The sequence below is a fragment of the Luteibacter mycovicinus genome, from assembly GCF_000745235.1.
Classification (GTDB): Bacteria; Pseudomonadota; Gammaproteobacteria; order Xanthomonadales; family Rhodanobacteraceae; genus Luteibacter; species Luteibacter mycovicinus.
In genome coordinates, this window is sequence record NZ_JQNL01000001.1 from 4,069,972 (window position 1) to 4,083,411 (window position 13,440).

A 13,440-nucleotide genomic window follows, 5' to 3' on the forward strand; every position below is an offset into this window, starting at 1 on the left:
AATGTCCCAGGCCGCTCCCAAAGTCGGTTTCGTCAGCCTCGGCTGTCCCTAGGGTAGTCTATATATACCGTCGCTCGGCTCCTTGAGATTGTTGCTCAAGGCACCTTTTTAACTTTCATCGTCCTGCTGACGCACTTCCGCTTCACGTCTTCAGTGAACGCCTGCGTCCGGATGCTGTCACCGTTGAAGGTTCCGCCGGCGGCGGTCTCAACCACTCGCGCGGCACGCTTCAGCAGCTTTTCCGAGGCGGCGGCGTCCCAAATGGCGTCCGTCAATGGGCCGCACAAGCGCGCCATGTCGTGGGAGTTCGTCCGCGGCAGCGGATCGGGTTGTGCCAGGAGTCGTGCAGCCATCAGGATGTGGTAGCGCGCGGGCTTGTAGGCAGGGCTCAACACACCGTTACGAAAAAGGTATTCCAGCCGGTAATGGGCTGACGCTGCGAAATAATAAGGCTCCAACTTATCGGAATGACCAAAGATCGACTTCCCCACCTGCTGCTGAAGCAGCCGGTAGCTTCGAGTAGTGCGGTGCGGCTCTCCTAGGAAGATCGATGCGAAGGCGCGAATCAGCGTTGAAGGCGTCACTATTCGCGTCTTTTCAATGCCGGCTACGGCATTGTATTGCTTCGAGCGGCGCTCGTAGTACAAACGGTGCGATGCGTCGAATGTGTTGAAATACGCCTCTAGTCTCTTCTGAAAATCGCTCAGAGCGATCAGTTGCTCTTCCTTAACCTCAGTCTGCCGATTGGTGGCCTTCACTATCGCCGAAGTAATTTCTTCGTTGTCGGTGGCAATTAGGCGCAACGGCACCACTACCGAGTCGTCCAGAAATTCACGATTTTCAAAGAGCACGTGGCTGGTCTGACAACCATTTACTATCTGATAGTCCTCGATATGAAACCGATCGCCGGTGGTGCTCAAGTTCTTCGCGATAACCGTGACACCATTGTTTAGCAGGGCGAATAGAGCACGCTGGTCAGGTCGCTCTAGCGTGGATCGAATCTCGCTATTGACCGAATTGTAATCCTGAAAATCCCTGACGTTGTCGTAGAACAAGCCCTTGAGTATTTCGCTTCCGTCGTCGTGGAGGAGAGGAAGAAAGTCGCGCCACTTGAGCCATCCGAGGTAAGCCTCTTTTACGCCAGGTACGCCCGGGATCAACACGCGCTCTGGAAAATCGAAGTTCCTATGGATCGCATTTTTGCTCTGGTTGTACAGGCTCTGGATTTCAGCCGCGCCGATGGGTAGAAAATCGACATCCTTGAATATATTTTGTGCCTGCAAGTCTTGAATGACTGCGAGCCGTCGAGCGTTCAGGTTAGTGTCGCCCGTCCATGTACCCGTGGTCACGTAATATAGTCTGCAGGTGGGATTTCCGCGTTTGAAGCGGCTCGTCTTCGCATAGACCGCATTCACCACTGCGGCCGCAGCCTTAATCGCATCGTTTTGAGGGAGCGAAGGCTCAGCCTTGAAGAAGTCATTCACGCCAAAACCGAAGTTGCCGATCTGTGCAGCATCGAAGCCAGAGGAGCGTTTCGCCTGAATGAATATGAATTGTGCTTCGACGTAGCCGTTGGTTTCCGCGAGTTCCTCTACAAGCTCGGGATCATCCACCAGGGCGCCATTAACGATGATGGCGATGGCATCGATTCCGCAATCGGCGCCCGCTCCCGTGACCAGGTTGCGGGTGTCGAACGATTCGCCCAGATGGCGACTCACAGTTAGGTACGCCGAGAAGTGTTCGAACCTCTTGTCCTCGCGGAGCTTAGTTAGCTCGGCATCCTTGGAGAATTCGTCAAGTAATGACTTAGTGATCCGGTCCATCCATGCGCCCCTGTGGTTAGTTGCTCGAAATATAGCTCAACGACTCAACAACGGTCGCGCCGGACGTTCATGCGCAAAAAGGGCGCCCCTGGGGGCGCCGTCCGGTGCTTTATTGAATGGATCCGGGGGGCCTAGAATGGACCCTGATGTGACCGTTGCCCTCAAGGAACCTCCGGTAGCACGCCAGCATGACGTGCCACGCCTCCCTGGCGACCTCCGGTCCTGCTTCGAGCACCCGCCCATTTTCGTCAACGATGGCCAGCGATGCCCGTCGACCATCGCGTGTCCGCGCCGCGATGCCGTCGTATATAACCGCGCTCAGCTCGGCGTTGTGCAGACCGGTAAGCTTCTTTGCCGTGGCCGCGGCGACCTCGCGCTTCCTGGTTGTCATTGTGATTTCTCATTTTCGCAGGAGTTGTCGCGGATGCGGCCGCCGTGAGACAGCGCGCCTCCGTGATTCATCGACCGGTGCCCGAGGTAATCATAGGCATCGAGGCCGCCGAGTTGTTGACGGCCTCGGGGACCTTGCCGATTTCGTCTGCGAGGCGGAGGGCGTCAATTTCCGTGCGGACCGCAGTGATGTAGGTTCCCGCTACCAGCGCACTCGCCTTGGCGCGCTCGACCACAGCCCCGCCGACGTCGGGGTCGCCAAGCTGCTCCAACATCGCCACGAGGTGATTGCGAACGTCGGACATTTTGTTCTTCATGGCTTGCTCCTGCTATTGATCTTTCGCGTGAGGGCGCCCTTGAGCTGAATGAGCTGGGCGACCTCCTTGGGATATTTGGTGTGGTAGCTGTTTCGCCGCATCAGCTCGACCCGCGGCACAAGCTCGAGCGCGTCTAGGGTGATTTTCGCGGCCTCCGTGGTGTGCCTGCGTCGTTGGCGTGCTGGCACGGTAGTAGTGCATGGTCATGTCATTAGCCACGGGCTTTCTCCTTGTGCGCCGCGCGGCGGCGGGCAGTGGGCGGAAAGGGGATCGGTGCCGGCAGCACCATCGGGATCTGGCCGTAGAGCACGCCCCAATCGGCCTCGGCCTGGGTCAGGGTCGCGTGCAGGCCGGTGGAGCGGCCGCACTGGCATTCCAGGGAATGCCGGATCGCCGGCACATCCGCCTGCATGGTCTCGCGCAGGGTGCGGCCGTGGTGTTCGATGTGGCGCGGCGCGTGGCCGCCCTGTCGGCAGACGGCGAAGCGTCCGGCCGGGTGGGTGATCTGAACTTGGCGCATCAGCAATCCCCCTTCGTCGCGCGGTGGAAGCCAGTCACGTCACCGCCGTCGACCACGCCCGAGGCGATGAGTCGCGCGAGCATGTGAGCGGCCTTGGACGGCGGCAGTTCGGCCAGGGGCAGCGGCTCGTTCATGCTCGCCCCACCGTTCCGGCGGACCGTGGCGACCAGGGCCGCGAACGCCGGATCGGCGGCACCGGCGCGAACGCTCCCCGACCGCGGCGCCCCGTCGAACAGGTCCACGGCAGCCTGTCGCACGGCGACGGCGCGCGCGTCGGTCAGGGCGCCCAGGGCGACGGCCAGATGCAGTGCCCCGGTGACATAGGCCAAATGCTTGGCGCGCACTTGGGGGTGTCCGGCCATGTCAGCGCTCAACACGCCGGCCATGCGCAGGATCACGCCTTCGGTCTGCCCGGGCGTCAGCAGCGCCTGTTGCCGCGCGGCAGGATGAACTTGGCCCGTGGGTCGAGCCCGGCCCTCCGCGCCGCCTGCAGGACCGCGGGCGGCGTTGTTGCGCTCTTGGACGTTGGCCATGTCAGACGACCTCCGGGCGCGGGATGCGAAATAGGACGGCCAGGCGATCGAACAGGGCGCGCACCTCGAGGACGGCAAGGGCGAATCTGCTGTCGATTTCGGCATCGACCGACTCGTGCTCGGTGATGGCCTGGTCAAGCACAACGTCCGTGGCACGCACCGATCGCATGGAGAGGTCTTCGGACAGCACCAGGCTCAGGCGGTCGTCCACGGTCACGCCGACGGCGAAGCACTGTTTGCCGCCGCGCAGGTGCTCGCGGATCTCGTCCGTGTCCAGGTTCTGCCGACGCACGCGCACCAGGGCACCGGTTGCCGTTGCCGGATCGCGCAGTTCGGCCTCGTCGCCCAAGGTGATGCCTTGGGGGAGCTCCAGGGTGCTCAGCCAATGCGTCATGAGCCGCCGCGGGCTTTCTTCCGGTGCCAGCCGCACGGCGGGGAACGAGCCCAGGGCCGAGCGCAGTTCCGTCAGAACATCCTCCGCCCGCTGGCGCGTGCGCGTATCGACCACCAGCCAGCCGTTGTCCAGGTCGATCCATCCGGCGGTGTTGCTGACCGTGACCATGGCGCGCGGCAGGAGCTCGTTCAGAACGTCATCGCGGATGGACCGGCGCTCGCGCCCGCCGACCTTGCGGCCTTCCTCCTGGGAGATCTTCTCCACGCGCTTGGCGATTTCTTCGTTCAGGGCGCTGGCCTTCAAGTCCCGTGCGCGCACCTGGTAGACGAAGCCCAGCACGTTCTCGTGGCAGATGCCCAGGCGGTCGTCGGTGCGGCCATAGGGCGAAACGAAGCCCGTTGCGGCGAACTCCATGGGGCCGGGCTCACGCACTCGGTAATCGGCCAGCGCCTCCAGGATGTCGCGCACGTGCGGCCGAGGCGGGGTGCCGAAGCGGAAAGCAGTCAGATTTCTGGGAAACATGGTGGCCTCAGCGGTGGACGATGTAGGGTGCGGCGGCAACGAAGACGGCGCTGGTGAGGATCACGCCGGTGATGAAGCCGACGAGGACAGACGGGTCGCGCGTGGGGCGCGGGATGGCCAGGCCTGCGGCCAAGTGGCCGGTTGCCGTAAACTTGCGGCGGGGTCCGAGTGACGCCGCCATGCTGATCTGCTCTTTCATGAGTACTCCTGGGTGGGTAGGGCGGCGGCGCGTGGGGAGTGTTACGAGCACTCCCCCGGGCCCCGCGGTGTTGCCGGTTGCGCGGCTCATTCGGTAGTGGGCTTCTTGAAAATCCAGCAGCGCACGTTGCTCGACTTCTTGCCCTCGGTGGCCGCGGTCTCGCCCTTCGCGCGGATCGGGCTGTACACGCTCCTGTTGGCCTCGATGAACTTGTGGACCTTGCTGGTGGGCAGGTGCTCGTGCAGTTCGCTCAAGGTGGGCAGGTCGCGCCACCGTTCGCCGGCGCGTTCCAGCCATTCGTTGAGGTTCACGGCGATCTGGCCCTTGTCGGCGCTGTGATTGAGGTACGGCATGAGGTTGTTGCTGCCGTTGAGCTCGTAGAAGCGCTCCCAGAAATTGCGCACGATGGGATGGTCCGAGCCGATCACGGCCTCTCGCTCCACGATCATGCGTTTGATCTGCGCGTAGGTTTCCTCGCGGAAATCGGCCATCGCCGGCACAACGATTTCCATCGCTTCGGCCATCGCCATCAGCTGGCCGTGGTTCTTGGCCAGGCGGATCGACTTCACTTCCTCGATCGCCATGAGCTCGGCTTCGTAAACGGGCATGCGAGCTTCAAAGCGCTCCAGCACTTGTGCTTCGGCTTTGGCCGCGGCGACGACGAAGTAGCTCAGAACGTCCGCGCCCATAGCATTCAGCTGGTCAGACTTTTTCTTGCCATCGGGCGTGTGCCCCTCTCGGGTCATAAAGACGTGGCAGATGCGCTGCATGACCGCATCGTCGGCCTTCACCGGACGGTTCTGCTCGATGACGATCGACCCACGGAACGGCGGCTCGTGCGTTTCGTTGCCGGCGTTCTTGACGCCCGTCGTGCGGGTGGAGCGACCGTTGTAGAGCGATTTCAGTTCGTTGTAGTCGAACTTGAGTGCCTTGGCGCCTTCATCGCCGCGGTCGCCTTCCATCAGCACAACAGGCAGATTGGCGACCTGCACGAAGGTGCGTGCACGACCAGCGGCCGTCGACTTGGACGGGTCGAAGCCTTCGTACGTCGGGCGCCCGGTGAGGCGGTTAAGGAAGGTCACCAGCGAGGTTTTGCCGGATCCGGCCTCGCCCACCATTTCGAAGAACGGAAAGCTTTCCTGCGAGGCGCGTACCTGCTCGGCGTACAGCGAGCCGAACCAGAACGCCAACGCGACCAGCCCTTTGCCACCATACACGTCGCGCACCAGGCGAGGCCAGTCTTGATTGAAGCTGTTGGCGTCCAGACTGATCGTGTGCGGGACGCTGCTGGTGGTTTTGACGTTGGTCTTCTTGTCGAGCTCGAAATATTCCTCGTCGTTTACCTCGAACACGCGACCATCGCGAATCGCGACATTGCCGAATACATAGGCGCGGAACTCGCGGGTGTACCCGATGAAATCGATGGTGTCGACCTCTTTCAGTCGCTCCAGACGGTCATCGAACGTGCGCGACAGCTTTTCCTTGCTGCCCTTCCAGCGGGCGCCTGACAGCAGCGACAGCAGTCGAATGTCGAACTGCGCCGGCGTGGCGACCTGCTCGGCGGTGAAGGCCGATTTGACCGGGCGCTTGCGCGCCATTTTGATGTTGAAGAAGTACTGTGAGTCGTCCGTGATCGCGCTGCGCTGGAAGTACAACGGCTCGGGCAAGCACGTTGCAATTTTGGCGACCGTGCATGCCTGCTTGAGCACATCCTCCGGTACGTCGTCGTCGCTATCCTCTTCGGCCTCCTTGTCGCGGAACGCCTGCTTTGCCTTTTCCAGGCGCTGCTCGTTCAGTTCGAACCAGTAAACGCAATCGCCGAAGTCGAGCGGGAACGTGTTCTGCGGGTCGCGCTTGTACATGCGGCACGCCTTGTCCATCGCCGTGGGCGCGACGGAGATACGACCCTCATGCCGGTAGTCCGTGATGTGCGTGTCGGTGAGCCGCCCGCGCTGGTGAGCGTCGTTCCAGTCGACCTTCTTGGCGCCGGGCAGCTGCGGAATGATCGCGGCTGTGGCGTGCCAGCCGTCTGCATGCGACAAGCGCAGGTGCTCGTCCAGATACTCGCGGCCGCCGCGATCGCCGTCGGGTGCCCATACCAGCTTGGGCCGCTTTGCACCCTCCGGGAACAGCTGCGCGAGCGTGTGGCGTGGGTAGTTGTGGTTCGAAATGGCTGAGATGGCCGCGATGCCGTTTAGGCACAGGGCGATGGCGTCGAAAATGCCCTCGGTGATCCAGATTTCGGCCGCCTGCAGCACGTCGATGAGCGCGGCCGGCGGAACCCAGGCATATCCGCGGTAAGACTTGCCGTACTGGAAATGCGCTTTCTGCTTGCCGAAGCGATGCGGCCGGTCGATGATCCGTTCCCAGTAGCCGCGCCCGGGCAGGTCGAAGCGCACCGTTGCCGACCCAATTCCGAGGTCACGGTTGTGGTAGTAGTCCTGCGTGTAGCAGCCGTTGAGACGACCGATTTCGAACCCGCGCATGTTGACCAAGTACGCGTCAGCTGCGGCCTGGGGCGATTCGAGGGTTTGCGGATAGCGGTCCGACCACGACTGAAACAGGTCGTCGTAGAGCTCTTTGACGTAGCCTTCCCAGCCGCACTTCGACTTGCGGCCGCACCACAGCTTCCAGGGCGATTCCGCACTGGCCCACACTTCCTTCTTGCCGCACGCGGGGCACTTGCCCTCCTGCAGCCATTTCGAGCCCGGCCGCGCCTTAAAGCCGAACTCCTGCTCCAGGCGCCCGGTGATATCGCGGTGGAGCGACGCGTCCATCTCGCTCATGCGGTGCGCGTCCCCAGGTACGCGGCGGCCTGCTGGGCGCTCTCTGCCGTGAGCACGATGGCCAGGCGATCGGCGCGCAGGACGGCCATGTCGGGCTCCCACGGCCCGATCGACACCTGGTCCGGGCGGCACGTGAAAATCAGCGACGGTTCTTCATCGGCGGCGGAGCGGCCGAGCAGGACGCCGACCCAATCGCCCATGAAACCGTTGCGCAGTTCCAAGGCTTGGCCGCATTTGGTGGTGATGATGCAGGCGTCGTTCGTCACAGGGTGTCCTCCGTGATCGCCACGCCAAGGAACTCGCCCAGCTGCCGCGCCTGGACCGTAGGCAAGTAAACGAAGAACCCCTCGGCCTGTATCTTCACTGTGCCAGCCGCATCGTATTTCGAGCCATGCTTGAGGCGAATGAGCGGGTCAGCGTCGGTGACATACGAGGCGACTTCACCGCCTCGCTTGGATCGAATGCCGAAGTAGTAATAGATTTGGTTCGAGGCAAGCGACCGGTTGCGGTGGACGGAGAGCTCTTGCCCATTGATGAGGCGGAAGGTGCGCATGTCGTTGCTCATGCGACCACCTTGGCGAGCGCCACGAAAGCGAGGATCGACGTGGCCTCGGCCGGGGTGACCGGCACAAACGCGTTGCTCGTGCCCATCATCAAGCAGTTGCCGTCCACCACGCGCACGCTGTCCGCCGCGACGATGGCGCCGAACACAATGCGCTGCTGCAGATGCTTCCGGTCGAACGCGGTCACGTCGATGCCGTTGGGCACCGCGCGCATGTGCAGGATGCCGCCGGCGGCAAGGTACAGGGTGATTTCGTGTGCCATTAGCCCACCTCGCCTGCAGTGATGTTTCGCAGGAACGCTTCGATGGATGCCGCTTCCGCGGGTGTCAGCACGATCGAGGTGTCGCCGAGCCACAGCACCGTTTGCGTGGCACGAGAGCGGCGGAAGATGACGGCGCTCAAAGGGCACGATGTAACGATGGAACTGGTGATCTGGTCGCCGTCGAGCGAGGCGACGATAACGTTGTCGTCGGTCCGCACGTTGAGTCCGAGGTTAAGACCCATGGCCAGTGGCATGGCGAAGTCACAGGCGAGGCGCAGCATGCGCAAGGCGTCCGCGGTCATGCCTTGTCCTCCAGCCCGAGCGCGTGGCGCACGTCATACAACGCTGCGGCCAGGCGCACGTCCACCGTGTGCAGCAACTCGTAGGCATCGGCGTGGGTGATGGTGCCGTTGGCCCAGGCGGAGACGATGCCGGTGTGTGCGGCATAGGTGGCCTGAACGGCATTGGCCAGTTCTTCGGCGGCGCGAGCACGCGCGGCCAGGCTGTCGCTTTCGCGATCGCTCATGGTGGGATTCCTTTGTGCTGTGGAATCCGCCACGCCGCTGCTAAACGGGGTGGCGGACGACGCGGGGTTAGCAGACCGGGCACAAAGGAAACCGGCGAGCCGCAAGGCTCCCCCGCGTCGCCCGCCATAAACGGGGTGTCGCGGTACGCGCTGGCCCTGACGATGCGGACATGAAAAAAGCGCCGGCATCGGTCGATGGGCGCTTGCGCGCCTCTGTGCTGTCAGGCTGCTAAACCCGATCGCCGATTGTGCGGCGATGGATGGAGCATCGCGCCGTTGTGGGGCGGTTGTCAATAATGTGATCAACATTTCGATGGGCATCGTCAGGAAGGGATGACCGGCCCCCGTGTGAGGCCGGTGCGTTCGATGGGTGGCTCAGTGGCGCGTCGGCGCCGCGGTGGGTTGCGAGGCGGCCAGCACCGCGCCCAGCGTCTTGATAAGTGCCTCGCCGATGACTTCGTTGGGCGGCAGGTCGATACCACCGTCCAGTTCGATCTGGAGCACCAGAACGCGCTTCTCCGGCGTGCCGCTCGCGTCGGGCGGTGACGTTGGAGCGGCGGGCACGCCGCGCGGGTCATCGGGATACAGCCTGATCGCCTTGGCGATGACCCGCTTGAAATCCCGTGTACGCACTGAGTCGATCGCGCCGCCAAGAAGCGGGAACGAGTAAATGGTCGTCAGCAGGACCAGGAGGCGGTCAAGCGGAATGGCCGCAATGGTCGAGCGACCGGCAGACGCCACAAGCCGCCCGTCGACCTGGTATGGCGGAACGTTGAGGTAGACGGTGCCGAGCGCGTCGAGGTCATCGAAGAACCGCTGCATCAACTTCGCCGGATCGATGTTCAACTCGGCACCAACGGCGGCCCAAGAGAGGTAGTGCGCGCCGGCGTGCTTGATGATGGCGCTTCCCCCGTGGCGGGTCTGCAGGTGGGCGACAACGCCGGCGACGGGGGCGCTACTGGATGAGCAGGTATGCATGGCAATCTCCGATCGACAGGCAAGGGGAGTCCGTTCCGGCCTCCTGTCGAAAGGCCGGTGGATGCAGAGCGATGGATCACGCCGCTAAGGCGTCAGTGGAGGGGGTGGCACCTTCGGCGCCCCTCGTCGGGCGGCGTGGCACCAGCGCGCGTGTTGGCGCGTTCCTCGGCAAGGCGGATGAGCTCGGCAGCAGTAAAACAGGCCACCTGGTTCGATACCGGGTTAACGACACGCACGACATCTGACGTCGAGCAATCGATATCGATCCACGCCGGCTGCGTGCGCGATTGGTACGTGGCAAGCGCGCTGACGGCGTAGGCGTGTGCCTTGAAGGCGCATTCCACCTTGTGCTCAGCCATCAGGTGAGCGGCGCACGCCGTAATGAGCTGGTCTTCGTCCAGGTGCTCGTTGTCGTGCTGCTCGATATAGCGCAGTGCGGCGTAGTGCCTGCCGGCGCTGATCACTCGTTCGTCGCGTGGATCGACGGGAATCATGGTGGACACGGTACCCCCTGTGGTCTCGGTCAGCGGTAGATGACGGGCACGATCTTGCCGTCGATGACGGTCATGGCCGGCATGGTCGGGCTCACCTTGCGCGGAGCGGATTTCCGTGGCGCGATGAGAATGTCGTTGTCACGGCGCGCGACGAGCGGAAGATTAATCTCCGCGTTCGGCGTGGCGCTGGGCATCGTCATACGCACGATCCCCAGCTGCATGACGAACTGGCATCCGCACGCCAGGTTCGTGCACTGTGCATATTGCTCGGTGACCAAGGGGCTCAACCGGCGCGACGAGTAGATCGTGGCGCGCGATTGGCAATGGGGGCAGTTATGTCCGGGTCGCTGACGGCGAGCGGTCATCGTTCAAGCCTCGTTCGGCGTGTTCGCCGGATGCTGTGCGCGGTAAAGGGGAATGCCCAACAGGTAGACTTCACGCAGCAACGCGCCGCGGGTGATGCCTGCCGCCTCGGCCAGGTCCTCCGCTTCGGCCCGTTCCTGCGGATCGAGGCTGAACGCGACGCGCACGTACTGGCTGTCGCCACGTGGGGCATAACGTTTCGGAGTTGATGAGGAATTGGACATGCTGGGTTACGATGTGAATGTGGCTAACAATTGCCATGCTATCCCTCAGGGGGAGGGATTGCAACATGTTACCCGTGGAACTTCCTCAATGCGCGGATCACATTCCTCGAAGAGCGGCTTTTTCGCTCCTGTCGAGTCCGGCTCGCGGCCGGCGCCGGACGCCGGCGACATCATCGACCGGATGCAGCAGGTCTTCGGCGTGGCCACCGATGTGGCACTGGCCGAGAAGCTCGGCCTGGGCAGGAAGTCGACCAATAACTGGCGCGCCCGCGACTACAAGCCGCTAGACGCGTGCCTGGAGCTTGCCGTCGAGCGTGGCGTTTCGATGGACTGGCTGGTGTTTGGCGAGGGGGAACCGCTGCGCGGTGCAGCTGCCACGGTCTTGGACGACGGCGCCGTAGTACCGAGCGGGCACGTCACTGTGCCGCGCCTGCTCGGCTTTGATGCTTCCAGCGGCCCTGACCAGCTCGTGCTCCCTGAACTCGTCGTGCGGCGTCGCGCGATCGTTGCCGACATCGGTGCGCTGCGCTGGATGGTCAATCCCACCGACGCTCTTGCGCCGCGGCTGCCTCAAGGAAGCGTGCTGCTGGTCGATACATCAGTCACGCGTCACGAAGACCTCGTGGATGGCGAGACCTATGTGGTGCAGCTGTGGGGTCGTGTCAACGTCCGCCGCATCTTCATCATCGGGCACAACGAGTACCGCTTGCGCGGTGACAGCGAGCTTGAGCAACGTCGCGACGTCACCGGTCCCGAGTATAAGAACCTCACGATTGGCGGCCGTGTCGTAGACGCAATCTGAGGGACGTGGGTGTATATTTCCGCTTGGGGAATCTAAGCAGAAACTATCCATGATCGACCGTGCAAGGGACGCTTGGGGGACTTGGTGCGAACGCATCGGGTGGCCAGCCAAGGTCATGATCAACATCGCTGCCGCTTTTGCATACATGGCAGCGTACCTGTGCCTCCGCGAGGCATCGAACGACCAATGGTATCTGCCGGCCGGGTTGCGCTTCGCCACCCTGCTCGCGATGCCATACCGGCTGTGGCCCGCGCTCTTTGTTGGCGAGGTGGCGGCGCTGTCTACGTTCCGCGTCCGTATGGCTGCCGAGTACGGTTGGTTGTACTACGCGGCGAGCACCGTCCTGGCGTGGCCCATCGTGGCGGTGATCGTCCGGCAGGTGCGTCGCGCCACATCGTTGCCCACACTGAGCTCCGCAACTGACGCTGTGGCGCTCGTCGTCGCTGGCATCCTTTCCGCGGAATTGGTGAGCGTGGCGAACAAGGCGGTGTCGGCCTACCTGCGGGCGGGCGGCGGCGAAATGGTCTACGGCGACCTCATTGTCTACTCGCTGGGTCACCTGCAGGGCATTCTGCTCGCCGCGCTCGGCCTGCCTGTCGTCGCACGATGCATCGCAGTACGGCGCCTTGCGCGTCCTTTCGCGGTGGAGTCGGCCTGCGCCGTTCTGGTGTGCGTAGCGCTGGCCAGCGCTGTGTATGTTGCTTCGCCCGATGACGTCACCGCGTTGATGGCGCTTCGCCTGTGCATGCTGCTGCCGTCAGTGGCTCTGACGTTTCGCCACGGCTGGCAGGGCGCAGCGGTCAGTTCGATCGCAGCCAACGTGGCGCTCTTCGCGACGATCCCTCATCAGGATGCCGGTCAGGTCGATGGCCCGGCGCTATTGATGCAGGAAGCCTTCGCCTTCGTAGCCGCGTCGTTGTTCGTGCTGGGCGCCCGGCTTCATCCTGTGTCCGTCACCATGGGATCCATCGTTGCGGATGCGGCCGACGAGAGGCGTCTCGTCCGCGAGCACCTCGAGGCGCAGGAGCGTCGGCAGCGTGATTCCGCGCTTCGCGCCGAGGCCCTGCAGCGCGAATCGCGCGAAAGCATGCGTCCGGTGTTGAACCTGCTTCGCAAGCACGGTCAGGCCGAGGCGGCCATGAACCTGGTCGGCATGGCTCACACGCAGTCATCGCAGTTTGAGCGACAGGTCATCGACAGCATCTACCCGCTGACCTTGGAGCGCTTTGGTTTTTTTGCCGCGTTGGAGTCGGAGGCTTTTGTCGCCCATTTCGGCGCCGTGCCCTTTCACCTTGACCTTACCGGCTCGCCGTTCACCGTGGCCATGGAAACGAACCTAGCCGCGTACCGTGTCCTGGGCGAGGCGATCGATCATCTGGCATCGCTGGACCCGACGTCGGTCAGTGTACGGATTCACTGCGGGCGCAAGGCCGACGGCCGTGGTGCGGTGAGCATGGCCATTCGCGCGATCGAACCGGGTGTTACCGGCCGGTCCTCGTCACAGCGCGCTCGCCTGGCTCAGTTGCGCAACCGCGTCGCCGCATACGGCGGCTCTGTGCACACCCGTGGTTATCGTATGCGCCTCATCGTTCTGGACGAAGCGCCCGCGCCGTCGGCGGCTCTTGAGGATGTGTCGCTGCCCTCGAACGTTCGGCTGCTGCGCGAGGTCGCGACGGTGCACTGACACTGATGCGTAGTCACAAAAAAAGGGCCCGCAATGCGGGCCCTTTTCATTCGCACGCGC

General features: G+C 63.2%; 18 protein-coding genes. 2 read left to right on the top strand and 16 right to left on the bottom strand.

The genetic code is table 11. The features are described from left to right. Positions 1 to 95 precede the first annotated feature (95 nt). The 16 genes from FA85_RS18170 to FA85_RS18255 form a co-directional block, all read right to left on the bottom strand. Positions 96 to 1,823 (bottom strand): AIPR family protein, encoded by a 1,728-nt coding sequence (locus FA85_RS18170; RefSeq protein WP_051974358.1) that lies wholly within the window; start codon positions 1,821 to 1,823, stop codon positions 96 to 98. 458 nt (positions 1,824 to 2,281) lie between these two features. Continuing rightward, entirely contained in the window at positions 2,282 to 2,530 is a 249-nt protein-coding gene (locus FA85_RS18180) for a hypothetical protein (RefSeq protein ID WP_051974360.1), read from the bottom strand. Between the two features lie 211 nt (positions 2,531 to 2,741). Continuing rightward, positions 2,742 to 3,050, bottom strand: coding sequence for a hypothetical protein (locus FA85_RS18190; protein WP_036129190.1), 309 nt, complete (start codon positions 3,048 to 3,050; stop codon positions 2,742 to 2,744). Continuing rightward, positions 3,050 to 3,583, bottom strand: coding sequence for a hypothetical protein (locus tag FA85_RS18195; protein ID WP_036129192.1), 534 nt, complete (start codon positions 3,581 to 3,583; stop codon positions 3,050 to 3,052). Before FA85_RS18195 ends, FA85_RS18190 begins: the two co-directional genes overlap by 1 nt. A gap of 1 nt (position 3,584) precedes the next feature. Continuing rightward, positions 3,585 to 4,499 carry a recombination-associated protein RdgC gene (locus tag FA85_RS18200; RefSeq protein ID WP_036129194.1) on the bottom strand — a complete coding sequence of 305 codons (915 nt, stop codon included), beginning with the start codon at positions 4,497 to 4,499 and terminating at the stop codon, positions 3,585 to 3,587. Positions 4,500 to 4,506: 7 nt separating this feature from the next. Continuing rightward, positions 4,507 to 4,698 carry a hypothetical protein gene (locus FA85_RS18205; RefSeq protein ID WP_036129197.1) on the bottom strand — a complete coding sequence of 64 codons (192 nt, stop codon included), beginning with the start codon at positions 4,696 to 4,698 and terminating at the stop codon, positions 4,507 to 4,509. Between the two features lie 86 nt (positions 4,699 to 4,784). Next, positions 4,785 to 7,484, bottom strand: coding sequence for a toprim domain-containing protein (locus tag FA85_RS18210; protein ID WP_081908598.1), 2,700 nt, complete (start codon positions 7,482 to 7,484; stop codon positions 4,785 to 4,787). Further along, positions 7,481 to 7,750, bottom strand: coding sequence for a hypothetical protein (locus tag FA85_RS18215; RefSeq protein WP_036129202.1), 270 nt, complete (start codon positions 7,748 to 7,750; stop codon positions 7,481 to 7,483). The genes FA85_RS18210 and FA85_RS18215 overlap by 4 nt, the downstream gene beginning before the upstream one ends. Further along, positions 7,747 to 8,049: a hypothetical protein gene (locus tag FA85_RS18220; protein WP_036129205.1), complete on the bottom strand. Its 303-nt coding sequence runs from the start codon at positions 8,047 to 8,049 to the stop codon at positions 7,747 to 7,749. Before FA85_RS18220 ends, FA85_RS18215 begins: the two co-directional genes overlap by 4 nt. Continuing rightward, positions 8,046 to 8,309, bottom strand: a complete 264-nt coding sequence (locus tag FA85_RS18225) for a hypothetical protein (RefSeq protein WP_036129207.1) — start codon at positions 8,307 to 8,309, stop codon at positions 8,046 to 8,048. The genes FA85_RS18220 and FA85_RS18225 overlap by 4 nt, the downstream gene beginning before the upstream one ends. After that, positions 8,309 to 8,611 carry a hypothetical protein gene (locus FA85_RS18230; protein ID WP_036129210.1) on the bottom strand — a complete coding sequence of 101 codons (303 nt, stop codon included), beginning with the start codon at positions 8,609 to 8,611 and terminating at the stop codon, positions 8,309 to 8,311. Before FA85_RS18230 ends, FA85_RS18225 begins: the two co-directional genes overlap by 1 nt. After that, on the bottom strand, positions 8,608 to 8,835 hold the full coding sequence (locus tag FA85_RS18235; RefSeq protein WP_036129212.1) for a hypothetical protein: 228 nt from the start codon (positions 8,833 to 8,835) through the stop codon (positions 8,608 to 8,610). The genes FA85_RS18230 and FA85_RS18235 overlap by 4 nt, the downstream gene beginning before the upstream one ends. Positions 8,836 to 9,210: 375 nt before the next feature. Next, positions 9,211 to 9,813 carry a hypothetical protein gene (locus tag FA85_RS18240; RefSeq protein WP_036129214.1) on the bottom strand — a complete coding sequence of 201 codons (603 nt, stop codon included), beginning with the start codon at positions 9,811 to 9,813 and terminating at the stop codon, positions 9,211 to 9,213. Positions 9,814 to 9,905: 92 nt separating this feature from the next. Continuing rightward, positions 9,906 to 10,307 carry a hypothetical protein gene (locus FA85_RS18245; protein ID WP_036129217.1) on the bottom strand — a complete coding sequence of 134 codons (402 nt, stop codon included), beginning with the start codon at positions 10,305 to 10,307 and terminating at the stop codon, positions 9,906 to 9,908. A gap of 29 nt (positions 10,308 to 10,336) precedes the next feature. Further along, positions 10,337 to 10,672 (bottom strand): Ogr/Delta-like zinc finger protein, encoded by a 336-nt coding sequence (locus FA85_RS21615; protein ID WP_081908599.1) that lies wholly within the window; start codon positions 10,670 to 10,672, stop codon positions 10,337 to 10,339. A gap of 3 nt (positions 10,673 to 10,675) precedes the next feature. Beyond that, complete coding sequence (locus FA85_RS18255) at positions 10,676 to 10,894, bottom strand: hypothetical protein (RefSeq protein WP_036129221.1); 219 nt, start codon at positions 10,892 to 10,894, stop codon at positions 10,676 to 10,678. On the opposite strand from FA85_RS18255, the gene FA85_RS21215 reads away from it, so the two are divergent. Together FA85_RS21215 and FA85_RS18265 are read left to right on the top strand one after the other, a co-directional pair. Continuing rightward, a complete protein-coding gene (locus FA85_RS21215; protein ID WP_081908600.1) occupies positions 10,893 to 11,696 on the top strand; it encodes a LexA family transcriptional regulator in 804 nt (267 codons plus the stop codon). The genes FA85_RS18255 and FA85_RS21215 overlap by 2 nt on opposite strands. Before the next feature lie 115 nt (positions 11,697 to 11,811). Beyond that, the gene (locus FA85_RS18265; RefSeq protein ID WP_036129226.1) at positions 11,812 to 13,380 is read left to right on the top strand and encodes an MASE1 domain-containing protein; all 1,569 of its coding nucleotides are present in this window, start codon (positions 11,812 to 11,814) and stop codon (positions 13,378 to 13,380) included. Positions 13,381 to 13,440 lie beyond the last annotated feature (60 nt).